Origin of the sequence: Mogibacterium timidum ATCC 33093 (genome assembly GCF_000525775.1) — a bacterium.
Taxonomy (GTDB): Bacteria; Bacillota; Clostridia; order Peptostreptococcales; family Anaerovoracaceae; genus Mogibacterium; species Mogibacterium timidum.
Genome location: NZ_JALU01000005.1, coordinates 20,717 through 45,323, shown reverse-complemented (window position 1 = coordinate 45,323; position 24,607 = coordinate 20,717). Strand labels below are relative to the sequence as shown.

The following is a 24,607-nucleotide window of genomic DNA, read 5'->3' as shown; positions in this document are numbered from 1 at the left end:
TATGCCTATTAAAGCACTGTAAGGCTGTCCTTCGCAGCAACCTTGATCGTAAAGTCGCTACCTTGACAGAGCTCATTCTCATCCAAAATATTACGGACCGTCAGCAACGCGGTATCAGGAGTATTGTTGTGAGAGCTGAGATGAGCCAGCATAATACGCTGATCGCTATCCGAGCGTCCCACACACTTGCGCGCCAACAGAGCCCTGGCGATAGTGATGCCGCTTGCGACGTTGGACAGATGTCCATATTCTCCCAGTATCCTGCGTTTGAGAGAATACGGATAATCTCCCATCTGAAGGATGCTTTCCTCGTGGTTAGCTTCCAGCACCAGTGTATTTGCGTGCTTAACCTCTTCATCTATCTCGTCTGTAACAACTCCTGTATCCGTCGCTACCGAGAGCTGTTCACCTTCCTCCATGAAGCTGAATCCGAGCGGTTCAGCAGCATCGTGCGATAGAGCGAAAGCCTTGATGCTTAGGTCACCAATCCTTACCACATCCTGGGCAGACATGTATTCGAGCTGCTCAGCTCGTATGTGTTCAAATTTATCGCAGCTGCCGGCTGTGCCTCGAGACGTGTACACCTTGGCTCCTGCGCATGCCTTGGCAATTGCCCTGATGCTCTTGACGTGATCCACGTGCTCGTGAGTCACAAATATGCCTTGGATATCATCTGAGGTCAGGTTACATTCAGCCAGACCCTCCTTGATACGCTTGGCTGTAAGTCCCACGTCGAGCAGCAGCCTCGTCTTGCCATTTGAAACTATATACGCATTACCGGAGCTGCTGCTGCCGATAGATGCAATCCTCAATTTACCCATCTACTTCCCTATACCTGTTACCTTTGTATGTTATATCGAATCTGCATATTGAGTTGTATTTGCAGTACTTACACTCTCCCTTGATATCAGCTGCAGCCTTCGTCTTGGTTGGCGAAATACTGACATCACCGGATATGATCCGCTTGCTGATATCGTATATTGACCGGCTCACGTCTGCCTCAATACTCTCAAAGGTTGCTCTTGAGATGATAAATTTTTTGACGCCCAGCATAGATTCCGGCATTTCGTCCAGTATATGCGCTTCGTCCACACAAAGTCCGTTTAGAGCCATCCCCTTGTTCATCTCATTGCTAACAGTGTCAGCAACATCGCCGTCATTACCCATCTGAACCGACAAATCCTTGATGTTGTAGTAGAACACGCCCGCGGGTCTCCTGTCATCGGACTTAGCACCCTGCATGTATACCATCAGCTGCATCTTATAACCGCAGCGCATCTGCTCTATGTTAACCTTATCTCCGCCGGTTTTGTAATCGATGACGCGCATATCTCCACCTTCAAATACATCGACTCTGTCAATTTTGCCCTCTATAAACACCTTGTGATTATCTATCGTCAGCTCAATCGGGTCAAATATCCTGCCTCTTCTGAATTCTTCCTCAAAATAGGACTTCTCGACCTTACCTTGTCTCATCTGTTCTGCCAGATTGTCAGCTACGCGCGCACAGACCCGTGCAACTCTATCGAGCCTGTACTGTTCTCGTCCATCCGCTACGAACAATCCGTCCCTATAATCGGCAGCAATCTCTTTGAGTTTTTCCTGTACCAGCCGGTTGATTTCAGCCTCGCTGATGGTCCCCCAGAGATTCTCAGCTTCAAGCTCCTCGGAGACCCTCATTATACACTCATGATATATATCACCTATCTCTCGTGACGACCCTCTAAACTCACGCTCCTCACGAGGTCTTAGTCCGTAAGACACAAAATGTTTAAAAGGACAGTGATTGAAGTTCTCAATCCTTGTCGGCGAGAAAGAAAACTCACCGTTAGATCCGGCAAAGAGCCGTCCTGCCATTCTCGCTGAAATCGGCTCTGCCGCGTTGTCCTCACGCGCCGCCTTCATAGCTATGCCAAGTACCTGTGGATTATTGCACTTATACCACGAGATTATCGAATCTGTAATCATTTTGACCTGTCCGGCATCGGATATCTGCTCCTGCGACCGGCGTCCCTTGAGATAGTTGAGCAGATGGCGCATTGCTGTCTTGGGATTGTTTACCACGCTCATCTCGAGTCCGTTCGATACGACATCCTTGTGAAGCTTCAGCTGCGGTAATGCTGATCGCAGTGTATCAACCAACGATGACGGCTTGCAGTCCTGCCCCTCCGAGTCGGATAGCGCCCAGCTTACATACAGCCTCTCGGACGGCTTGGAGATGAGCCTGTACATGGCTACGTTCTCTTCGGTCATCTTGATCTCGTCGAGGTGTCCTATAGGAAAATCATGCTCCTTGAAAAATGCCATCTCATCTACGGAAAAAAGTCCTTCCGGCGATGGCTCCATCGGCAACACTCCCTCGTTAGCTGCCAGAACTATCATAGCCTTGAGCGGTCTCGGTCTGGTTCTGATCATCGACCCCATAGTGATTCCATCGAGAGCGGGAGGGATGACTCCGATATCGATGGATTCAAGGCCCTTCCTGTAGAGCTGCATCAGCTCTGCAAAGCTGTTATTGTCAAAAATCTCATCGCCGAGAATCGTCGACAACTGCTCGAGAATCTTGACACAGGCTTCATAGCTCTGAGCTGTATTCTGCGCTTCCTCATTATATCCTTCGAAAGCCTGCCTCTCAGCTGCTCGCGTGAGTCTGGCCGGCAGCTGCCATTCCTCCTCCAGCAGCTTAATCAAGCCGTCCACGAATTCACTCACAGTTCCGGAAGCCTCGACTATGTTCTGCAGCTTGAGCACCTGCTCCATGATAAAGCTTCTGGTTGATTCAAGCTGATTGAACTCGCTGTCAGTATAATCAAAGTGCCCGTACTTGAACTTTTTCGTCCACATGCTGCCGCGAATCCTGTAGTTGCGGGCATAGTTCTCGAGATGCTCTACTGCTTCCCTCTCTACGTTCGTCAGCTCAGTCTTGAGCAATACAAACAGCGCAGAGGTTCTATAGTTGAACAGCACGAATTCCATCAGACTGACTATGAAGCGAGCCGCCATCGAGTCGGTGATAGTACGTCTCGAATCGACAAACAGAGGAATACCGTACTCATCAAAGGTCCGCCTGATGATCGGCTGCCTTGCCGAATCATCGTTGCAGATAACCGCTATATCGCTCATCCTATAGTCTTTATCTCTTATGAGCTCGTATATGTAAGACACTGCGCTCTCTGCCTCATAGAACGGATTGGCGCATTCAACCAGCTTGATTTCATCGTTAATCTCTTCTGTATCCGGTACATTCCCAATGCCTGCATCATTAGATCCTGACACCGTCCTGAACAGATTCCGCTCCAGATAATCCAGCGTTGATCTCGAAGACTCTCTGTACCGGTCCGCTACGGACGCACGGGACACTGCAACACCCGCGTCACCTGCTTTTGCAGTAAGTGCGTCACCTAGACTGATATCCAGCCCGAAGTCGCTGACATTGAGCATAAGATTGACTTCCACCCGCTTGGCCATCTCAATTAAGGCATCCATGTACTTGGGGGCTAGACTGTCAAATCCATAGACCCACACTGTATGGTCTCGCAGTAGCTCCGACTCCCCGATAGCCGCGACGTACATCGAGCTGTAGTCCTCGGAGTCTATGTAGTTTCCCGTGAGCTCAGTCTCGTATTCCTCGATTATAATTCTCAACTCACACAGCTTACGTGATAGGATCTCGCCGGAATCATTCGCGGCGATCATAGCCTCCAGATCGGACAGCGTGCAGTCCTGCTGCTTGAAATCAGCGATAAAGTCGTTGACCATGTCTATGAACCCATTTTGGTCCGCCGCAGACTTGAATACCTCAAGCTCGTCACGATGAGACTTGATGATCTTGTAGAGCAGCATGTGACGGCCGTAGCGGTCGAGTATCTCTATGTTCTCCTTGCCTTGCTCAGCCAGCGCGCGTTGACCCAGCCTGCTGAGAGATAGAATCTCAATATCAAGAAGGCAGGCACTCTCCGTATATTTGAGTGCCTGCTCCTCAGCGACAAGCGTGTACTGGTTGGGCACCAGCACATACGCCTTGCCGTGTATATTCTCGTATATGAATCTCTCCTTGTTCATGCACTCGCGTGCCATAAATAGGTTAAGCATGCTATCCCTCGATTATCTCAAACAAATCCCCGGGTTGATAGATCCTATATGTAGGCTCAAGACCTCTCAGTGAGGTTCGGCCACAGCTCCTGCCCCAGCCGACGAGGATGCTGTCCACTCCGGCGTTGACGCAGCAGCCTATGTCAAATCTCGTGTCGCCGAGCATTATCGACTCGTCCCTGCCAACACCGAGCTTATCCATCGCTGTCAACAAGGGTGTAGGATCAGGCTTTGGGGAAGTCACATCGTCCGCAGTGACAATAACATCAAACTTATCCTTGATACCCATCTCGCCTAAATACTGCATCGTGGTATTGCCGAGCCTGGACGTTACGATTGACAGCTTGTAGCGGTGCTCCTTCAGTTCGCCGAGCAGCTCGCGGATGCCCGGATATAATCTGTAGGCTCCTGCGCTGTGCTTCTGCTGATAGCTGCGGTAAACCTGCATAACCTCCTCCGCATTCTCCTCCGGAAAAAGCTCCTGCACTGTATTCGCAACTGTCTCGCCAAATGTAGAGAGTATCAGCTTTTCAGTAGTTTCTTCGCCCCTGAACCGACGAAATACCGCCTGCCAGGAGTCGATAATCAGCTGGTCAGTATCGAGAACTGTGCCATCAAAATCGAACACTATGTGCTTCTTCACTAGCTACTCCTCTCCTTTGCTTCCTGAGACAGCTTGGCTCTGATAAAGTCATCGAGAGCGCCATCCATGACCGCACTCACATTTCCGACCTCCGTGCCGGTGCGGTGATCCTTGACCATAGTATACGGCTGGAACACATAGGATCTAATCTGTGCACCCCATGTTACCTGACTCATGTCTCCCTTGAGCTCATCGAGGCTCTCCTTGTGCTGCTGCTCAGCGAGCTGCTGCAGCTTCGAAGCGAGAATCTTAATAGCCATCTCTTTGTTATATAGCTGAGATCTCTCGTTTTGGCATGTTACAACGATGTTGGTTGGGAGATGTGTGATTCGAATGGCCGAATCAGTGGTATTTACGTGCTGTCCGCCCGCACCGGAGCTCCTGTAGGTATCTATCTTGAGGTCATTAGGGGCAATGTTGACTTCGATGCTGTCGCCCATATCCGGCAGCACCTCCACTGCCGCGAAGGATGTCTGTCTCTTGCCGGCAGAATTGAAAGGTGAAATGCGGACTAATCTATGCACGCCCGCCTCGCTGCGCAGATAGCCGTATGCATTGATGCCGCTTATCACTATGGTGCAGCTCTTGATACCGGCCAGCGTATCGTTCTGCAAATCCACCACGTCCGTCTTAAAGCCATGTTGATCGCAGTATCTGAGATACATCCTCATCAGCATCTCTGCCCAGTCCATGGCATCTACCCCGCCTGTGCCGGCGTGGATGCTGAGGATTGCGTTCTTTTCATCATACTTGCCGGTCAACAGTCTGCTGAGCTCAAGAGCCTCCATTTCCTCGTGGAGTCTCCTGAAGGTTCTTATGATGTCCTTAGCCTCTGAGTAGTCGTCGTATTCGTCTGCCAGCTCAATCATATCGGCTACATCCTGAAAGCCCTGCCTCAGTCCGTTGTACTGCTCGAGTTCGTTTTCGAGATGCTTTTTGTGCTTCATGAGTTTCTGAGCTTCGTCGGGAGAATCCCAGAAACCGGGGCGCAGCATCTCCTGCTCCATGTCATCAATCTTAGTCGCTAATCCGGCAGGGTCAAAGATAATCTCCTACCTCTGCGAGCTTGCTCAGCTCCTCGGGTAAAGTCTGCTTTATCTCATCTAGCTCAATCATCGTAATCTCCTATGATATGTGTTAACCATCCTACTTAAATTTGCCGCAGCAATTCTTATACTTCTTGCCTGAGCCGCATGGGCACGGATCATTCCTGCCAATCTTAGGCTCTGTGCGGTGAACAGGCACCTGAACCTGCTCTCCGTTGGTCTGATACTGCTGACCATTTCCACGAGCAGCTGCAAGCTCCTCGTCATGATATTCTTCCTTACTCTCCACCTCGCCAATCGAAACTGCACGACGCTCCGTACGTGTCTCGACACTGACGTTGAAGCAATATTTTACAGTCTCCTCGCGGATATCTGCAATCATCTCTCCGAACATGTCGAAGCCTTCCTTAGCGTAAGCAACAGCAGGATCCTGCTGTCCATAGCCGCGAAGCCCGATACCGTTCTTGAGCTGCTCCATCGCATCGATGTGATCCATCCAGCGATTGTCAACGACTCTCAGCATAATCATGCGTTCAACCTCACGCATATGCTCAATACCGACCTCAGCTTCCTTCTCTTCGTAAATCTGCTCGAATACCCTGTTGATATCCTCTCGCAGCTGCTCCTCGTCGAGTTCTCTTTGCTCCTCCTCTGTATAATTCAGCCTGTCTCTAAATGCGGGGGTTATCTGCTCGCAGCCCTCGTATATATCGTCCATATCCCAGTCCTCGGAGAATCTCGAATTCATAGTGACCGGTGCGATGATGGCATTTACAAGCTCATCCACCATTCCCATGATATAATCTCGGAGATTCTCTCCATCGAGTACCATCTTGCGCTGCTCGTATATCTGCGATCTCTGTCTGTTCATGACGTCGTCGTACTGGAGAACGTATTTACGAATACCGAAGTTCTTGCCCTCGATCTTCTTCTGGGCATTTTCAATTGATCTCGACAGCACCTTGGCCTCAATAGCCTCGTCGTCACCAAGTCCGACACTCTGTACAATTCTCTGCATTCTCTCCCCGCCGAACAGTCTCATCAGATCATCCTCAAGCGAAATGAAGAATTGTGTCTCACCGGGATCCCCCTGACGTCCGGAACGTCCTCGGAGCTGATTATCGATACGTCTCGACTCATGTCTTTCAGTACCGATGATGCAGAGTCCTCCGAGCTGCCTGACTTCCTCCTGCTCTTCCTTACGTTCCGCAGCAAAGGACTCAAGCAGCTCATGATACTTGCTTCGAGCTGAGTTAAGCTCATCGTCGGTTGACTTCTCAAAGCCTGTCGCAAAAGCAATCTGCTCAGGCGTATACTCGAGCTTCTTCATCTCCTGTCTGGCTTCAAAGTCAGCATTACCACCGAGAATAATATCGGTACCACGACCGGCCATGTTGGTAGCGATTGTTACGGCGCCCTTACGACCTGCCTCCGCAACAATCTCGGCTTCCTTCTCATGGTGCTTAGCGTTCAGAACGCTGTGCTTGATGCCCCTCTTCTTGAGCATATCGCTGATCAGCTCGGATATCTCGATTGAGATAGTACCTACGAGCACCGGCTGACCGGTGGCGTTAGCCTCGGCAACTCTATCAACAATGGCTTTGTATTTGCCGGGTTGATGAGCATATACCGCGTCGTCCAGATCCTGTCTGGCGATTGGCTTGTTGGTTGGGATGACAACTACATCCATATTGTAGATGTCTCTAAATTCGTCTTCCTCTGTCTTGGCTGTACCCGTCATACCGGATAGCTTGTTGTACATACGGAAGTAGTTCTGCAGGGTGATAGTTGCGAGAGTCTTGGACTCAGACCTTACGGACACACCTTCCTTAGCCTCGATAGCCTGATGTAAGCCGTTTGAGAACCGTCTGCCGTACATCAGACGACCGGTGAATTCATCGACGATCAGAATCTCTCCGTCTTTGACTATGTAGTCCACATCCCTCTTCATCAGGTAGTTAGCATGCAAAGCCTGATTGACATAGTGGTTGAGCTCCATGTTGTCAGGATCGGAGAAGTTTTCGATACCGAAATAAGTCTCTGCCGCCTTAACTCCGGTCTCGTTGAGCGCAACCTGTTTATCCTTCTCGTCGACTGTGTAATCGCCGTGAATTCCGTTCTCACCGTCCTCCTCTTCACTCGTAGTATCTCGAGCCAGAGTATGAACAAAGGTATTTGCAGTCCTGTACATGTCGCTGGAATCGACACCCTTACCGGAAATAATCAGAGGTGTACGAGCCTCATCAATCAGGATAGAATCGACCTCGTCGACGATAGCGAAATTAAGCTCGCGCTGTGTAAGTTCTTCCTCATATGTAACCATGTTGTCACGCAGATAATCGAAGCCGAACTCGTTGTTGGTTCCATAAGTGATGTCAGCCTGATACGCGTCCTTGCGATCATCGCCCTTGAGCGAATTGATAACGCAGCCGACAGTCAGCCCTAAGAATGTATATAGCTTACCCATCCAGTCCGCGTCACGCTTAGCCAGGTAGTCGTTAACTGTAACTACATGCACACCTTTGCCTGTCAAGGCGTTGAGATATGCAGCCAACGTAGCTACCAGAGTTTTACCTTCACCTGTCTTCATCTCAGCGATTCTACCCTGGTGAAGGACCACACCGCCGATGAGCTGTACTCTGAAATGCTTCATGCCGAGACTTCTAACTGCACCCTCACGACATACGGCGAATGCCTCCGGCAATATGTCGTCGACGGTCTCAAACGGACCTTCCTCGCCTTCCTCTCTTATCGTGCCAAGACGCTTCTTGAACTCGATGGTCTTGGCACGCAGCTCATCGTCGGACAGCGCCTGCATCTGCTCATCGTACGATTCAATTACGTCTACTATTTTCTCAATCTTCTTTACCTCACGCTTGTTGAGGTCTCCAAAAATCTTTTCTGCTAAACCCATTTACATGCTCCCTTCATTGAATGCTCTCATGTATTGAATTACTTCTCTATCAGTTGTCATCCTCGTCCTCTTCAGGTCTGTCTTCAACGCGGATATGCAATCTAAGCGCCCTCTTAGAGTCAGCTCTGGTGATCCTGACCTGAAACACCTTGTGCTTGGAGGTGTATTCAAACTGATCTCCAACCTTAGGTATGCGGTCCAGCTCAATCATTGCCCAGCCGTTGACTGTGGTGGCGTCGATATCGATATCCTCGCCCTGAAGCTCAAAGAACTTCTCGACGTTGGCTCCACCTGCTACCGAATAGGATCCATCTATGAGATCAGTGACCTCTCTCATCTCAATAGTATCGTGCTCATCGTAAATCTTGCCGACAAGCTCCTCAATGATATCCTCCATAGTTACCAGCCCCGTCGTACCGCCGTACTCATCGACGATTATCGCCATGTGCGTAGCCTTAGCCTGCATCTTCTTGAGCAGTATCGATGCCTTGATTGACTCGGCAACGTATGCCACAGGCTTGATGTACAGGTTGACACTCTTGCCTTCTCCAACCACGTAGTTGTGAAAATCCTTCTGATTGAGGATACCGATTATGTTGTCCAGATCGTCCTCAAACACCGGCAGCCTCGAAAGACCCGTGCTCTTGAACGTCTTGCCGATTTCCTCAACAGGAGTGCCCAGCTCTATCGCGATGATATCGATACGAGGTGTTATGATGTCTATCGCCTCAAGGTCTTCAAATTCAATCGCGTTTGTGATCAGCTCACTCTGTGACTCACCGATGTTGCCGCCAGTCTTAGCCTCCTCGACTATCGTCTTGAGCTCATCCTCTGTATAGCCCTGTTCGGACGATACCTTAAACAGCTTGTCCACGAACTTCTTCCATATTCCAAATATCCGGTTGAGCGGAGCAAATGCTATCATCAAAGCCTTTACAATCGGCGCTGCAAATAACGCAAGCCCCTCCGCCTTGTCTTTTGCTATGTTCTTGGGCGAAATCTCACCAAATATCAGAACCAGTATAGTAACAACGATTGTCGCAACAGTTGCGCCATAGCTGCCATATAGCTTTATAAAGAATACCGTCGCGATAGACGTTGTGGCGATATTTGCAATATTGTTGCCAATCAGAATGGTAGTGAGGAACTTATCGAAGTTTTCCGTTATCTCAAGTACCAGCTCAGCGTTGGTAACATCGTCGCTCGCCATATTCTTAATTTTGATTTTACTTACCGATGTAAATGCCGTCTCTGTCGCCGAGAAAAAGCCCGACAGCAGAAGCAGCAATATCATACTTATTATATAAGGTGTCATCGAGTCAGTGTCATTCTCCTATATTATGGTATATCCGATTAATTATACTATATAATGATGCCTTTTAAGGTGATGAAACAAAGAAAACAACCCCTCTGCAAAGCAGGGGAGTTCGGTATCTATCCGATTTTTCTATACTTGACAGGTGTGTCATTTTCGAATGCAATCGCATACCCCCCGGCAGGATTAGGTGTCCACTGCCAAGGCTTATCCTTGACGCCCGGGAACATCATAGCCATGCAGGTAAATATAACCGCACCGTGCAGCACGCCGATAACATCCGAACGCACCACATCACTTTTGAGCATATCGAGACCGCGAGCCACACGCTCTATAAACCCATCGTTGGTCTCTCCCTCCGGGAAATCCATATAAGGCTTTTCTCCGTCCAACCAAGCCCTCGCTTCAGCATTCTCTCTAATCTCATCGATAGTCTTCATTTCAAATATGCCTACTCCAATCTCCTTGAGATCCGGGATAGTATCGTGTGAACGGTCTCCAAATATCAGTTCGAAGGTCTGCTCTGTTCTGAGCATCCCCGAGGTGTACAGCTTAGCTCCATCCGGGCTGGGATATACACCATGCCCACGCAAAGCCTTGACCTGTTGCACGCCCTGATCTACCAGCGGTAGATCAGTGCTGCCGTAGAACAGGTCTTTGATTGTGCCCTCTGTATCTCCATGTCTGATCAGGTATAATGTGTTACCCATCTCCAATTCCTCTTATTGACTTAAATATCACTATTACGATAGGCTATATACGATAGGCTATAATCGTTCACAATTGTCGCATATTATATCATTTTCTGCTATAATATTCTACATGTTTGTGTACCGCCGTCTAAGCGTGAACAAAATGATTAATTAATAAAAACAATCCGCATTGCTGCGGATTTTACGCGCCCGTAGCTCAGGGGATAGAGTAGTTCACTCCGAATGAAAAGGTCAGCGGTTCGAATCCGCTCGGGCGCACCAGCTAAAAGCACCGGAAATCGTTGAAATTGCCGTGCTTTCATTTTTTCGTTTTGAAGCTGTCTAAAATGACGCAGGAAGGTGATTGATTTCACCTTCCTGCGTCGTTTTTAACCTACAATCTCACATCTTTAGAACCGATATCCGAATATAAGGCATCCTGCAAGTTTTACAGGTTCACCCCTACACCTTGCTTGAAGGTCCAAGATTTATTTGATTACTCGCTTTTTTTGCGTCTAGCCTCGACTACGAACAACAGTATCATAATCAACACAGCAAATATGCCGATTCCACCATACAATGTCAAGTCTAAACTATCACCGGTCTTAACTTTTTCGATTTTTTTAGAGCCTTTGTTATCTTTGTCAGCGTCAGCCGGTTTCACATACGTATTTGTTACAGTCAGCTTATCAGCGCTGTAGCTTGCTTTGTAGTTTTCCGGTACATTTTGCTCCTTTGCATAGTACTCATACTCGTTGCCCTTTGAGTCATGCTTAGCCAGCTTTGTGAAGCTCTTCTTTAGCTGTGCGCCGCTCGCATTTGCAGGTACCGCAAACTCACCCACCTTCTCGTCGATTTTGTCTGCTCCTGTCTTGCCATTCGTTCTCCACAGCTCTATCGTAGTTGCCGGTTTCGGTCCGTTGACCCACACCTTTTCTACCGTCTTATCTACTACTGTTCCCGCTCCGCCATTTGTATTGGTTACTTCGACGCTCTTTTCCTTATCACTTGCTTTAAGCGTTACTTTTCCTCCACTTACCGAGTAGGTTACAGTGTATCCCTTAGAATCTGTTTCTTTTACTGTGTATTCTCCGAAGTACAGTCCCTTCAGGGTCTTGCTCTCCGTCGGTGCCAACTCGAAGTTTTCTTCGTAGTTGCTTGGCCCTGTTACCTTGAAGCTGAATTTAACAGGTGCTCCTCTGAAGCTTCTTACAGAACGTCTTGTTCCCGCTCCATTTTCAAGCAGCTTCTTTGTTACTGTCAGCTTGCCCAGATTGTCATCGCCCGTTACAGCTTTATTGGTAATAGTTACCTTTCCGTTTTCTACAGCAGAGCTTTCTGCAAGTGTCCAGTTTCCGTTATTGACATCTCCTGCATTCTTGAAGCTTTCCTTTACGATGAAGCTGTATGCCTTACCGTGGATGTCTGTTGTCTTTAGGCCTGTCCATTTAGCGCTTGTAGTTGTTCCGTCTACTACCTTTACTGCCGCTTCTGACGCAGGTACCTGCTCCTCTGTTCCTCCTTCTACCTTTCTGTAAAGTGTTAGATTTACCTCAGGCTTTACCAGGGTCTTTCCTTGAGGATCCTGCCATACCTTATTTACGCTTACTTCACCGTTGCTTGGAATCTCATATGTATTGATAATCGCATTGCCTTCCTGCGTTACTGCATACGTATGCCCATTAACAGTTACTTTATTATCTACTGTTACGCCGGCCTCCTTAACAGTGTATTTTATTTCACTGCCGGAAGTATTATATTTCTGCAAATTTGTCCACTTATATGTGAATTTATTTGCCGTTCCGTTTGTCGGTGTCACTGTCGGTGTAACATCAGTTTTCTTAACGCCGTCAGCATATAATTCAAAGCTCGGAGCTGTGTGATCAGCTTCGGGGCCGTTCACCCAAGTCTTGCTTGCTGTTACTTCGGTCTTATAGTCGTCACCTTTCGGTCTGTTTATTACCTCCACCGAAGCGTCCTTTCGATCTATCAACAAGTCTACCTTGCCGTCGTTTGTACCGTCGCTGTCAACAAAAGTCGGCGCAGGTTCATGCCCCGGCTCTGAAACAGTGTAGTGTCCATAAGGAAGGTTATCTATTGTCCTTTCTTCACCTGCAGACAATTCATGAACTGCCCTGTAAACTTCATCATTTCCGCCATAAGGATTAGTACCTACAACGGTAATTGCATACTTCGGAGTCGAACGATACAACGCACTCCTCGGTCCATAAATACCTCTGCCATTTGCAGAATCAGGGTTGAAGGTCTTCTTCAGCTTCAGCTTTCCAAGCTTTTTTTCTTTATTGGTAACAGTTATCTTTGTGTTCAGAGGATTATTGTCACTGCCGCCTCTAGGTACAACAAAGCTATCCAGTGATGTTCCTGTAACAGGTGCTGCGCTCTGAGTTCCGTCCCATGTTTTCCATTGTATTTCAGAATTATAATCGGAAAGACTGCTTGCCGGGCTGCCGGAAACAACATTCTCTTTAAGCTGATATGTTTTATCGACACGCAGGTCAACCATTACCTTGCTTTTGTTTCCGGGAACGAGATAATTCTGATTGAAGCCGGAGTCCTCTTTAAGCTTCATGTTGAAATTAAACTCACGCCCGTTTGCATAAGCGGCGGGAATCTCTCTGCCTTTAAAATCGAGCAGCCTTTTGTGCAGCTCCACGATTAACGGTTTTGCTTTCGGTTCAGGGAAAGCCTTGGTCTGTTGAACACCGTCTATATCCGTATAATGAACCGATGCTCCTGCATTGGTATTATAATTTCCATCTGAAGGTGATACCACATCCAAGATGCTGTCATTAATAACAACCTCGTACGTCATCTCTGCATAACGCGTCATCGAACCGGGTGAAACCGATGTCGTAAGAGTTCCCACATTCCAATTGATCGTGTTGTTGTTAAGTGTAGCAGTTCCCTGTGTAACATGAATATTCGAGGCAGTTCCGCCCTTAACCTCAAAGCCTGCACCCATAGGATCGGAAACATTAGCATCCTTCATTGCAGCTGCAATACTGGCTGCAATACTATCGAAAATGCCGCTCAAGGCCGCCGGATCCTCAGTGCTGTATGAACACCCCGGACTGGCCATCTTCTCAAGCACATCATTTCCCGTATTTCCTGCATTTACTGCAACCGTATATAACTTTGCGTTCTGTTTCGCAAACCCTGCTTCAGCTATGGCACAGTTTCCGCTGTTGTAATAGTGGTACTCGCGATGACCATTTATCCAAACTTTATCGTAACGGTGCCACATGCTGTTTCCCGCACCTGTGGTTTCTGAATAATTAAACGCAGGTCTGGGAACATTCGCACTCGTCTGTTTCTCATAGGTGTGACTTCCGGGTCCGCCATTTACCAGGTAATTATCCGGATTATGCAGCGCATAATTGAACGTAGGCACACCATCAGACAGCAAGACTATGTTCTTAAAGTCTGCCTGCGAATTATTCAACAAATCGGAAGCCGCCTTTATACCGCCTTGTGTAAAGGTACCTCCTCCGGCCCTAAGATCATCTATAGCATTTAGAAGCTGCTGCTTATTAGCGTAATTTGTAAAATTTTTCTTTACATGCACATTGGTTTCAAATGTTACAAGTGCAATTCTCGTATTAGGATGGTTTTCGTCAAGAAGTTTATTTACGAACTGTTTCGCCGCTTTTTTAGCTTCTCTCATTCGTCCGTTGTCATTCATACTGCCGGATGTATCGACAACCATGACGATATCATTCTTCTGTTCTTTATCTGTCGCCTCCATGCGAAGCGTCACCTTGAAGGTATTAAGCTTCCCCGGTACAGGTTCCGCCTTTTTTGTCAACGCCACCGCACCTTGTGCAGGTCCGCGTAATCCAGTTCCCGATGCAGATCTGAGCATCATTTTTTTGCCATTTGCACCGAGATATTGATCGGCTTTTCCGCCCGAAACATCGGGGGATGGGTTAGCTTTTTCAGGAGACTTTAAATGGTCCGGGTTAGGTGACTTTAACCATTCTTCTTTTTCCTCAGCGTTAACCGTCTTTTCATTTGATGCTTCTACCTGAACCTTCTCAGGTGCACGAGTTTCAGCCGTTTTCTCTGCTGCAGGCGCACTTTCATCTCCGGCAGCAAAGGCAAGGCTAATCCCCGGAGTACCAAAACCGGAGATTATTACAGCAAAACTCATAATCAACGCCAGTATGGAATTGCCTCTTCTCTTGTCTTTCTTCATTTTCCGTACCTCTACTAACAATTTACAAGCTTCTTCCTATACAATTTTAGAATTTGTTTCTCTAAAATATATTTATATATAAACGCTCTTTATACCGAGCGATAATTATATACACGTTTATATACCCGCTCATCGAGATGACATCTGCGGGAATTTATTTTTTCAATTTCCATCCATTGTTCTCAAGCGATTTAGTGAATTTCTTCAACGAAATACTTTTATCCTCCTGTGTCTCGACCGGAATCAGTTTTTCTTTCTTTATCTTTTCCATTGTTTTTTCATTGACCGGGATTGAGATGCTTTCAGTAATTTTATTTTTCCCTTTCTTTGTTGAATACTCCATGTCGTCAATAGCTTTATATGTTTTCTCCATTTCCTTTATTCTATATTCAACTTCTTTGACTTCCCGGTCTGAGTATCCTTTTATGTTCAATTCCGAAACCTGTTCGATCTTATATACGTCATCATTCTCGGCAAATACGGACAATTCCATAGATACATTTTCATCAGAGTATTTATATACTTCTGTCTTCTTTTCATTCATCCCACACGAACACCAGGTTAATGTAAAAATCAACATCAACAAAATTATCAAGATTTTTTTCATATTTTTTTGCCTTTAATTACAATTTAATTTAAGATTCGCAGATTCCATTATTGCTTACCTTGCTAAATTTTCACATCTGCAGATTTCCCTTGTAAATTACTTTGCATATACTGTTTAAGTTCTTTTCTTCCGGATATATTAAGCTTCTGATAGACACAATCCAGATGTGATTTAACCGTATTCGCAGAGATTCCCATATGTCCGGCAATCTCTTTGTTCTTCCAACCGCTACTTGCCAACATAGCAACTGAAAATTCTGTGGTAGAGAGTATGTCTGCGACTTCTACGCCCAGAACTCCCTTATAAATCTTTCTCCATCCTGTACTGAATTGATAAACAATATCGACAATTTGATTAAAATCACTTTTATACTCATTTTTCAAGCACTTTTCCACGAGTCCTCCAAGAGAACCGTGATGCTCTCCAAACGCTTCAAGAAGACTATCTGCAGAAGCCGTTTCCCATGCCTTCATAAAATATTTCTCTGCATATTCAACCTTTCTTAAAGCCATATAGTTCATTGCCATAACAATATTGAGATATATTGAAGGAACAGGATAAATCTGTTCCTTCAAGGCCATAACACCCTTTATAAACCCGATTGACTCGCAATATTCACCTTTGAGATACATGCTGTACGCAATAACATAGCTTCCAAACGGTTGAAGGCCGTTAGGCAAATATTTTAAGCGATTGATAAGAGAACACTCTTCTTCTCGCTCAATATGAAGGAGAGTTCTGTATAGGAACGAAGCAAAGGACAACATTGCCCTACACGTATCATCGCAAGCATCCGTATCCTCCGCAAAAGTATTATCCACATACGCAAGCATCCTCTGTGTTTCCTGCACGCGTCCCAGAGTGAGGTTAGCAAAGCCGTATATCATATACCCGGAGAATCTTGCTGCAAAGTCAGGTTCTTCCAAGAGCTTTTCGGCCCGTTCAGATGCCCCTTCTGTATGACCCGTAAAGTAATAATACTCAGCCCATGCAATTTTCCGCATTTTGCAATCCGTCATAGCCTCAATTGCCGAATGTGCATCACCTTTCTCAAAGCAAGAGTTTACAAACGGCATCAAATATTTTCTGTTTATGGTCTCTTTGTTCGGATTCATAAGCGGAACTCCATTTTAGTTCACTATTATTTATGAAAGCATCTGCAAGTATAGGATAAATTGTATCGTATTTAACGCTTATATAAAATCACCTGTTTTTTATACGGAATGGGGGTTGACAACAAGATTGGCAATAGAGAAGTTTATATTTTCAAATTGCCAATAAATTAAAAACGGCTTACAGGAGACCGCTGATTTTAATATTTAAGACATATTTCTTCAGTTGAAAAATCAAATCCGCTGTGCATTAGAAGCATATAAAATTTTAATTACCCTGAGAATCAACCACATGCACATCCAGCTGATTATATGGAATCTCGAGGCCCGACTCAATGATGCACTTCTGAAGCACACCCATCGCTGCTCTTCTCATCACCCATTTATCTTTAGGCTTGCACCAATACCTGATCCTATAGATAACAGACGATGCTTCAAAATTCTGAACAGCCAGGTATTCTGCGTTCCTAATACCTTTGATAGCTTTAATTTTCTTGGCACAGCCAGTGAACACTTCCTTGACATGGTCCGGGTCCTCGTCATACCTGAGCCCGATGTTGATATCGTAGATCCCGCTCGACACGGCGACCTTGCTGATGTTGCGGTTGCATATTGTAACGTGGTCACCTGTATTTATACTGGTGTATTGCGTCGTCTGAAGCGTGAACAGTGTAACGATACCCTCATCTCCGTCAATTTTGATGACATCTCCGACCTTGAAGGACTTATCATTGATGATATGCATACCCATGAGGACGTCCTTGAACACATCCTGCATCGCCATACCGAAGACAGCGCCGGCAACACCAACACCGGCGATAATCGATGTTATGCGTATGTTGTTAACTTCGAGTACAGCAAGCAGCGCAATCAGCCATGCGGTTGTCTTGATCAGTCTGAACGTCGAACGTACAATTGCGTTCATCTGCACGGTGTTGTTTGTCTTCTTGAGATATATTCTATGCCCGTGCTCAATAATAACCGTCGCAATTATGCCGAATGCGATGATTATGATGCTGCTTATAAAGTGTTGCGAAGTCACTATTTTAACCACAAAGCTCAATGCGTCCCCCCTATCTATCAAACACAGATAAATCATCCCAGCTAAACAGAGATGACAACACACCGAAACCCTCTACGTCCTGATAGTAGCCCTCGATAAATCTCGCCCCGTAGTGCCTGTATATCTCCTCCGCCTTGGAATTGCCTGCGAATACATCTATGACCATTTGAGAATAACCCGTCTGCGCAGCTCGTTTACCCATTGCAAATAAAAGCTTACGACCGCAACCCATATCCCGATACTCCGCTTCTACGTGAAGCATCTCGAGCCAGAAGGCACCGAGAACATCCGGAGATGGAGTACCGGCTACGAAGCCCATGATTTGTTCCGAGCAGCACGCAACCAGCAGCTCATTACCCGGAGACAGATAATAGGCATCCATCCTGGCTGCGCAGCTGTCAGGATTTACCGATGCCATATATCTCCTGTCCAGTATGTCGGCATACGTATCGTGGTAATTGTCCGACATAATGCGACCTATCTCCGGGATATCGGGACGGTGCACTTCACGTATTATAATGTTTGAGTTATTTCCCATAAATATGTGTCCTCTCATTCATCTTTCATCTTTGCAGACGACATTCAATACTTCTTTCATTACGTCAAGCTTTAGCCCCCGAAATACCGCACTTTGCGCTATTTCCATTTAAAAGTATCGGCTATTTGCTTGGCTGCTTCGTCACAATCGGATGAACCGTCAAAATTTGTCTCATACACCATGACGTATGAACGGTCACCGACTATATAATATTGAGTGCAGGTTCTATCACTCAAGGAAAATTTATATACTAACATTGTATCACCATGCTTCGTAGTTGTTCCCGAAGCGGTAATTTGTCCAACAGTCTGTCCCCGCGTCTGCATGCCGAGCTGTTGCAATATTGAATTCCCGAACTCTTGAGACTGCTCTTTGGAATAACGATTCCTGCCGTACTCAATCGAAATATTATCGGGTACACCATTTCCATCGTATCCTTTAGGAACAAAAAACGGCTTATCAGATGTGGAATCATCTTTATCTTTTACCCATCCGGATGGCATGTCACAGCTACCGTATTTTAACTCAAATGCATTATTAGACGAAGTTCCGTCGGGCTTATGTTGTGATCCGCAGCCCGCGCAAAGGATTGCTGCAAACATTAAAGCAGTAATTAAAGCTGATGTTTTATGGATTTTGCGTTGTTGCTTCATCATAGCTCCTCCCACCGCACGCTTGAGCAGAATATACCTTCCGAACACAGACAAGCTCCCCCGGACAATCATTTCGACTCAAAAGGTCACTTATACCGATCCTGTGAAATAATTGAAATAATTGTAGATGCGGATATGACGGCACATCCGCCCCATTCAATCAGGCTTATGTGCTTGTGCAGTAGCATTCCCGGAATAGCCGAGTATTTCCAGAATAACTAAAAATCACATCTCAAGTCCAATCTTGTGGCCTGAAATATTCCCATAATCGAGACGAATGCGACGTTACTCCTTGTCTTGTCGTTCATATAACCTGAGCCCCCGGATTATAGACATTATAGCATGGGCATTTATCCTTGTGAACAAACTTGAATCATCAAATCTTGTCGGGTTATCACTACTGATGTGCATTTTTTGATATAATGAACAATTAGTTATTAAGACTATCAGACGCTTTTATTTCTACAATAAAGAATATTAGATACTATCAATAGGAGGAATCAAACGTGATAGAGACTGAACATATTATACTTCGAAAAGCATCCTTTGCCGACTGTGATCTCTTTGCAGAATGGGAGTCACGTCAAGACGTTATCGAACACTTCTGTACTACCGGCAAACGCGATCTCGATACAATCACTGACGAGTTTCACACAGTTATCCATGACCCAACCCGTGAGTGGCTAACCATAGCTGAGAGTAGCACCAAAAAACCGCTTGGAAAGATTGATATCACTAATATCGACCCTATTAACGACTCTCTCAATATCGCCATCATCTACCTGGCAGACGAATCAGTGCGCGGCAAAGGCTACGGAACAGAAGCAATGGAAGCACTGCTTATCCATGCATTCGAGGAGCTTACGGCTCACCGCGTTACGGTTTCGCATTTCCCGGATGATGTCGTTGCTTCTCACCTATATACGAAGCTCGGATTTAGAACAGAAGGTATACTCAAGCTTGCGGGTAAACGCAGCCACGAGTACTTTGACATGGAATTACGAGCTATTCTCAAGGAAGAATGGGAAGAACAGAATGAAACGAAGGCTTTAAAAGCTTGACTTTAAGCGCTTCAGATAATATAATCTACGGGCGCATTGTGCAATTGGAGCAGGGTTCGCCCGGCAGCTCCGACACTAAGTTATTTTTAGTATGTCGAACAAGATCCTCGGATCCCAGTAGACAGTGCCGAAACCGATCCCTTGGATCTGAGTAGGTAGAAAGGGAACAAAATGAAGTCTTACATCGCTAAGCCTGCAGAGATCGACCACAGATGGTACGTTATCGATGCAGAGGACAAGACTCTGGGAAAGCTTGCAGCTGAGGTTGCAATGATCCTAAGAGGAAAAAAGAAGCCTATCTACACACCTCACGTTGACTGCGGAGATTACGTAGTTGTTGTAAACGCTGAGAAGGTTGCAGTTACAGGCAAGAAGGAAAATCAGAAGATCTACAGGAGCCATAGCGGTTATCCCGGTGGTCTCAAGGAAACAACTCTCGCAGAGCTTCGTGCTAAAAAGCCGGAGGAGATCATCCGTCACGCCGTTAAGGGTATGATGCCTAAGGGCAAGCTCGGCAGACAGATGTTCAAGAAGCTAAAGGTATACGCAGGACCTGAGCATCCACATGCTGCACAGAATCCTGAAGAGTGGAAATTCTAGGAAGGGAGGATTAGAAGATGGCTAAAGAAATGTATCAGGCAACCGGAAGAAGAAAATCTTCAATTGCTAGAGTCAGATTACTCCCTGGAACAGGAAGAATCGTTGTAAACAAGAAGGATCTTGAGGATTACTTTGGACTTGAAGTCCTGAAGAACGAGGTTAAGAGACCTTTTGAAATCACCGGAACAACCGGTAAGTACGATGTAATCGCGCTGGTTAACGGTGGTGGTACAACAGGGCAGGCCGGAGCACTTAGGCACGGTATCTCAAGAGCACTTTGCGAAGTAGATGCTGAGGCTAACAGACAAACACTTAAGGCCGCCGGCTTTCTAACGAGAGACCCTCGTATGAAGGAAAGAAAGAAATACGGGCTCAAGAAGGCCAGAAGAGCAAGCCAGTTCTCGAAGCGTTAATTTCACAGGATTGGCAAGTCCCTGAATTCGTTGGAATTTAGGGATTTTTCTTTGTCTGTATTCGTGCGTTTTCGTCTGCGTTAGTAACAAATAAGTGACAAAACAGCATAAAAAATAAGCTCGTAATCACCTAATATGATTATGAGCTAAAATCCACCAATTTACCGCAGAAGGCTAATTTACAGAAAAAGGTTTACACACGGAAATTTCATACGATCTTCTGCAAAATTATCACACAAAACACGCTAGCCGCTCTGTTGCTACAGACGCTCCTTTTCTGCCTTCTTATCCATCTTGAATTGCTTCCGGAAGGGCAAAGCAAGACCATTGGATAAGAATGTTGGATTAATCGTTCCTATCATCCCGTCTGTTTTTATTGCGAATTCTGCATGTCTTAAATTAGTAAAGATGGCACTAAAAAACACCGCCGATGAACTGCACCCCGAAATTTTAACTTTCGGGGTGCAGTTCAAGATGCAGTGCTTTTTATCTATCTCTAAATGTTTAAGGGCATATGTTTTACATGCATATGCCCCGTAGGCTCTCAACTTACAGCGCAGCCTTGATTGCCGCCAGCAGATCGTCGAACTCATCAAAGGCCGGGATCTCCGGATACTCTGCCTTGATTGCATCAGTGCTTCTAAATAGGAAGCCTGCCTTGCCGGCCTGAATCATGCCTAAATCATTGAAGCTGTCTCCGGAAGCTATAGTCTCGAAACCGCAAGACTGCAGGGCCTTGACGGTTGTCAGCTTTGACTTCTCACAGCGCATCTTAAAGCCGTCAATCATGCCATCCTCACCTACAATCAATTCGTTGCAGAATAGAGTTGGCCGGTCCAGCTTCTTCATAAGCGGCTGTGCGAACTGCGAAAATGTATCGCTGATGATTATTGTCTGAACGGTCTCACGGAGCTCATCCAGGAATTCTTTGGCTCCCGGCAGCGGATCAATTCCGGCGATTACAGACTGAATCTCCTTGAGGCCGAGTCCATGCTCTCTCAATATATTCAATCTGTAGTTCATGAGCTTGTCGTAATCCGGCTCATCTCTAGTGGTCCTCTTGAGCTCCTGAATTCCGGTTTCTTCTGCAAAAGCTATCCAAATCTCCGGTACCAATACTCCTTCCATGTCCAAGCAAACAATGTTCATGTTAACCCCCTAATAATCTGTTAATCTTGCAATTATCTCCGGCAGCTCCTCTATCGAGTGTGCCCGCGCATCTGCCTCGTCAAGCTCACCTGCTCGCGCATATCCGTAGTCGCATGCGATAAACAGGATATGGTTCTTGACCGCGGCTTCCCGGTCGTTGAACCTGTCTCCTATCATCACGTATGTCATCTCCGGATTGTCGGCTATAATTGAGCTTAACACATCCGCCTTGGGCTGCCAATCCCAAGATTCACAATCTACATATCTCTCGAACCACTTATCGGTTTCAAAGCTGTCTCTATTAAAATCGGCATACTCGTGATCCGAGTTGCTGAGAATCATCATCCTATAGCCTTCAGCCTTTAGCTTATCCAGTATCTCTCTGGTACCGGAATACCAGGGGTCAACACCTTCGCGAACCAGAGCGCGCATGTAGGCGGCGACCCTCGCCGCCGCGGCCGCCCTGGCGTCCGCGGAGAGCGCCGGGGCGAAATCCTCCCACATCTCTTCGTTGCGGAGCCCCAGCCAGCTCTCCATGCGCGCGTAGCCGGGATTTTCGACTCGATATCCGTATATATTGCGCAGTCTCTTGGCCATATCCAAAACGGCCGGCGCATATATTTTCATTGTTTCCTGAATAGTGCCATCATAGTCGAACACCAGCATTATCTTGCTTCTATCGACCTTGCTGCCACCGACAGCTGTGTCATCTTTAGGAATTCCGGTCCGGTTCTCCTCACCGGCTTGATTGTTTCCCATACATATAACTCCTACAGCTGATTTATCAGATTAACCATCTCGATTGCAGATAGTGCACAGTCGTACCCTTTGTTGCCAACCTTACTTCCTGCACGAGCAATTGCCTGCTCAATGTTCTCGGTTGTGATTACCCCAAACATAGTTGGAACGCCTGTCTGCATCGACACCTGAGCGGTTCCCTTTGCAACTTCATTGCACACCAGATCGTAGTGAGAGGTCTGTCCTCTGATTACAGCACCGAGTACAATTACAACATCGTACCTGCCGGACTCGGCCATCTTCTTGGCTACAGCCGGAAGCTCAAATGCGCCCGGTACCCAGGCAGCTGTAATATTCTCCTCTTTGACGTTGTGACGAACAAGTCCATCAACAGCGCCGCCGAGCAGCTTGCTAACGACGATTTCATTGAAACGAGCAGCAACGATGCCGACCTTCATTCCTTCCTTAGCTACAACCTTGCCCTCTAATAGATTGATATTGTTCATGACGATTCCTTTCTACTTATCCAGCTCTATTTCGTTGAAAATGTGTCCCATTTTACTCTTCTTAGTCTTGAGATATACGTAATCGAACTTCTGTGGCGCAATCTCAATCGGCACTCTCTCGGTGATGTCGAGCGCAAAATCGCTTAGTCCGTACACCTTATCCGGGTTATTGGTCATCAGTCTGAGCGACCTGCATCCCAGGTCACGCAGAATCTGAGCCCCTACCCAGTACTCTCTGAGATCCGGTGCAAATCCAAGCTTGACGTTAGCCTCAACTGTATCGTAGCCCTCTTCCTGAAGTGCATATGCCTTGATCTTGTTAATGAGTCCGATTCCGCGGCCTTCCTGTCTCATGTAGAGCAGAACTCCGCGACCTTCCTTATCTATCATCTCCAGCGACTTCTCCAGCTGCAGTCCGCAGTCGCATCTGAGCGATCCAAAGGTATCTCCTGTGAGACACTCTGAGTGCACTCGGCACAGCACATCTTTGCCGTCTCCGATTTCTCCCTTTACAAGAGCTACATGATGCTCACCTGTGATGTCGTTGATGTATCCGTACATCGTAAAATCACCGTATTCGGTCGGCAGCTTAGCAACTGCTTCGCGGATTACGTGGCACTCGTTGATGCGCAGATAATCCTGAAGCTCCTTGATTGTTATGAATGCAAGGTCGTATTTCTCTGCGATTTCCCACAGCTTGGGCGTCCTCATCATGGTACCGTCACCGTCCATAACCTCGCAGCACACGCCGCACTCCTCAAGTCCGGCCAGTCTGAGCAGGTCAACAGTTGCCTCTGTGTGACCGTTTCTAACCAGCACGCCGCCTCTGCGAGCTACTAGCGGAAACACGTGACCCGGTCTCCTAAAGTCCTCCGGCTTTGAATCAGGATCAACACACTTTCTCATAGTATATCCGCGCTCCTTAGCCGAAATTCCTGTAGTCGTATCCACATGATCGATAGATACGGTAAATGCAGTCTCATGGTTATCGGTATTCTCCGACACCATTGCCGGGAAATTCAGCTTCCTGGCATATTCCGAGCTCATCGGCGTGCAGATCAGTCCCTTGGCAAGGCTGGCCATCATGTTGATATTCTCCTGCGTTGCAAACTCCGCAGCACAGATCATATCACCTTCGTTCTCTCTATCCGGATCATCCGTGCAGAGGATTATCTTGCCTGCTCTCAGATCTGCAATCGCGTTTTCTATTGAATCGTATTCGCGTTTTCTATTGCTCATCATGTCTCCT

At 46.7% G+C, this 24,607-nt stretch carries 20 protein-coding genes and 1 tRNA gene; 4 read left to right on the top strand and 17 right to left on the bottom strand.

What is annotated here, in order from left to right; translation table 11 throughout:
• Positions 1 to 8 precede the first annotated feature (8 nt).
• The 7 genes from HMPREF0581_RS02010 to HMPREF0581_RS01980 form a co-directional block, all read right to left on the bottom strand.
• Positions 9 to 821, bottom strand: a complete 813-nt coding sequence (locus HMPREF0581_RS02010) for an MBL fold metallo-hydrolase (RefSeq protein ID WP_009643951.1) — start codon at positions 819 to 821, stop codon at positions 9 to 11.
• Positions 814 to 4,092: a PD-(D/E)XK nuclease family protein gene (locus HMPREF0581_RS02005; RefSeq protein WP_036379926.1), complete on the bottom strand. Its 3,279-nt coding sequence runs from the start codon at positions 4,090 to 4,092 to the stop codon at positions 814 to 816. Before HMPREF0581_RS02005 ends, HMPREF0581_RS02010 begins: the two co-directional genes overlap by 8 nt.
• 1 nt (position 4,093) lies before the next feature.
• Positions 4,094 to 4,735: an HAD family hydrolase gene (locus HMPREF0581_RS02000; RefSeq protein WP_009643940.1), complete on the bottom strand. Its 642-nt coding sequence runs from the start codon at positions 4,733 to 4,735 to the stop codon at positions 4,094 to 4,096.
• A protein-coding gene (prfB, locus tag HMPREF0581_RS01995; RefSeq protein WP_156918790.1) for a peptide chain release factor 2 occupies positions 4,735 to 5,851 on the bottom strand; the annotation gives its coding sequence in 2 pieces (ribosomal slippage) (positions 4,735 to 5,784 and positions 5,786 to 5,851; 1,116 coding nt in all). The genes HMPREF0581_RS02000 and prfB overlap by 1 nt, the downstream gene beginning before the upstream one ends.
• Positions 5,852 to 5,881: 30 nt before the next feature.
• The gene (gene secA / locus HMPREF0581_RS01990; protein ID WP_036379921.1) at positions 5,882 to 8,695 is read right to left on the bottom strand and encodes a preprotein translocase subunit SecA; all 2,814 of its coding nucleotides are present in this window, start codon (positions 8,693 to 8,695) and stop codon (positions 5,882 to 5,884) included.
• 49 nt (positions 8,696 to 8,744) lie between these two features.
• A complete protein-coding gene (locus HMPREF0581_RS01985) occupies positions 8,745 to 10,010 on the bottom strand; it encodes a hemolysin family protein (protein ID WP_009643915.1) in 1,266 nt (421 codons plus the stop codon).
• Positions 10,011 to 10,129: 119 nt separating this feature from the next.
• Positions 10,130 to 10,720, bottom strand: coding sequence for a histidine phosphatase family protein (locus HMPREF0581_RS01980; RefSeq protein WP_036379918.1), 591 nt, complete (start codon positions 10,718 to 10,720; stop codon positions 10,130 to 10,132).
• A gap of 188 nt (positions 10,721 to 10,908) precedes the next feature.
• Between HMPREF0581_RS01980 and HMPREF0581_RS01975 the strand changes: the two genes are divergently transcribed.
• A tRNA-Arg gene (locus HMPREF0581_RS01975) sits at positions 10,909 to 10,984 on the top strand.
• A gap of 214 nt (positions 10,985 to 11,198) precedes the next feature.
• Here HMPREF0581_RS01975 and HMPREF0581_RS01970 read toward each other — a convergent pair.
• From HMPREF0581_RS01970 to HMPREF0581_RS01945, 6 genes are all read right to left on the bottom strand, one after another.
• A complete protein-coding gene (locus HMPREF0581_RS01970; protein WP_036379916.1) occupies positions 11,199 to 14,918 on the bottom strand; it encodes a Cna B-type domain-containing protein in 3,720 nt (1,239 codons plus the stop codon).
• 154 nt (positions 14,919 to 15,072) lie between these two features.
• Positions 15,073 to 15,462: a DUF1307 domain-containing protein gene (locus HMPREF0581_RS01965; protein WP_009643085.1), complete on the bottom strand. Its 390-nt coding sequence runs from the start codon at positions 15,460 to 15,462 to the stop codon at positions 15,073 to 15,075.
• Between the two features lie 125 nt (positions 15,463 to 15,587).
• Positions 15,588 to 16,640, bottom strand: coding sequence for a response regulator transcription factor (locus tag HMPREF0581_RS01960; RefSeq protein WP_009643091.1), 1,053 nt, complete (start codon positions 16,638 to 16,640; stop codon positions 15,588 to 15,590).
• Positions 16,641 to 16,905: 265 nt separating this feature from the next.
• Positions 16,906 to 17,691, bottom strand: a complete 786-nt coding sequence (locus tag HMPREF0581_RS01955; RefSeq protein WP_242835187.1) for a mechanosensitive ion channel family protein — start codon at positions 17,689 to 17,691, stop codon at positions 16,906 to 16,908.
• 19 nt (positions 17,692 to 17,710) lie between these two features.
• A complete protein-coding gene (locus tag HMPREF0581_RS01950; RefSeq protein WP_242835185.1) occupies positions 17,711 to 18,169 on the bottom strand; it encodes a GNAT family N-acetyltransferase in 459 nt (152 codons plus the stop codon).
• A gap of 167 nt (positions 18,170 to 18,336) precedes the next feature.
• Positions 18,337 to 18,894 (bottom strand): hypothetical protein, encoded by a 558-nt coding sequence (locus HMPREF0581_RS01945; RefSeq protein WP_156918786.1) that lies wholly within the window; start codon positions 18,892 to 18,894, stop codon positions 18,337 to 18,339.
• A gap of 503 nt (positions 18,895 to 19,397) precedes the next feature.
• On the opposite strand from HMPREF0581_RS01945, the gene HMPREF0581_RS01940 reads away from it, so the two are divergent.
• The 3 genes from HMPREF0581_RS01940 (at position 19,398) to rpsI (ending at position 20,965) form a co-directional block, all read left to right on the top strand.
• Entirely contained in the window at positions 19,398 to 19,952 is a 555-nt protein-coding gene (locus HMPREF0581_RS01940) for a GNAT family N-acetyltransferase (protein WP_036379906.1), read from the top strand.
• Positions 19,953 to 20,123: 171 nt separating this feature from the next.
• The gene (gene rplM / locus HMPREF0581_RS01935; RefSeq protein WP_036379904.1) at positions 20,124 to 20,552 is read left to right on the top strand and encodes a 50S ribosomal protein L13; all 429 of its coding nucleotides are present in this window, start codon (positions 20,124 to 20,126) and stop codon (positions 20,550 to 20,552) included.
• A 17-nt stretch (positions 20,553 to 20,569) separates the two neighbouring features.
• Positions 20,570 to 20,965 carry a 30S ribosomal protein S9 gene (gene rpsI, locus HMPREF0581_RS01930; protein ID WP_009643105.1) on the top strand — a complete coding sequence of 132 codons (396 nt, stop codon included), beginning with the start codon at positions 20,570 to 20,572 and terminating at the stop codon, positions 20,963 to 20,965.
• A gap of 549 nt (positions 20,966 to 21,514) precedes the next feature.
• Here rpsI and thrH read toward each other — a convergent pair.
• Genes thrH through HMPREF0581_RS01905 form a run of 4 tightly spaced genes read right to left on the bottom strand, consistent with a single transcriptional unit; the run spans position 21,515 to position 24,597 of the window.
• Positions 21,515 to 22,114 carry a bifunctional phosphoserine phosphatase/homoserine phosphotransferase ThrH gene (gene thrH, locus HMPREF0581_RS01920; protein WP_036379899.1) on the bottom strand — a complete coding sequence of 200 codons (600 nt, stop codon included), beginning with the start codon at positions 22,112 to 22,114 and terminating at the stop codon, positions 21,515 to 21,517.
• 9 nt (positions 22,115 to 22,123) lie between these two features.
• Positions 22,124 to 22,873 carry an HAD family hydrolase gene (locus tag HMPREF0581_RS01915; RefSeq protein WP_036379897.1) on the bottom strand — a complete coding sequence of 250 codons (750 nt, stop codon included), beginning with the start codon at positions 22,871 to 22,873 and terminating at the stop codon, positions 22,124 to 22,126.
• Positions 22,874 to 22,884: 11 nt separating this feature from the next.
• Entirely contained in the window at positions 22,885 to 23,358 is a 474-nt protein-coding gene (gene ribH / locus HMPREF0581_RS01910; protein WP_036379895.1) for a 6,7-dimethyl-8-ribityllumazine synthase, read from the bottom strand.
• A gap of 12 nt (positions 23,359 to 23,370) precedes the next feature.
• Positions 23,371 to 24,597 (bottom strand): bifunctional 3,4-dihydroxy-2-butanone-4-phosphate synthase/GTP cyclohydrolase II, encoded by a 1,227-nt coding sequence (locus HMPREF0581_RS01905; protein ID WP_036379892.1) that lies wholly within the window; start codon positions 24,595 to 24,597, stop codon positions 23,371 to 23,373.
• Between the last annotated feature and the right edge of the window lie 10 nt (positions 24,598 to 24,607).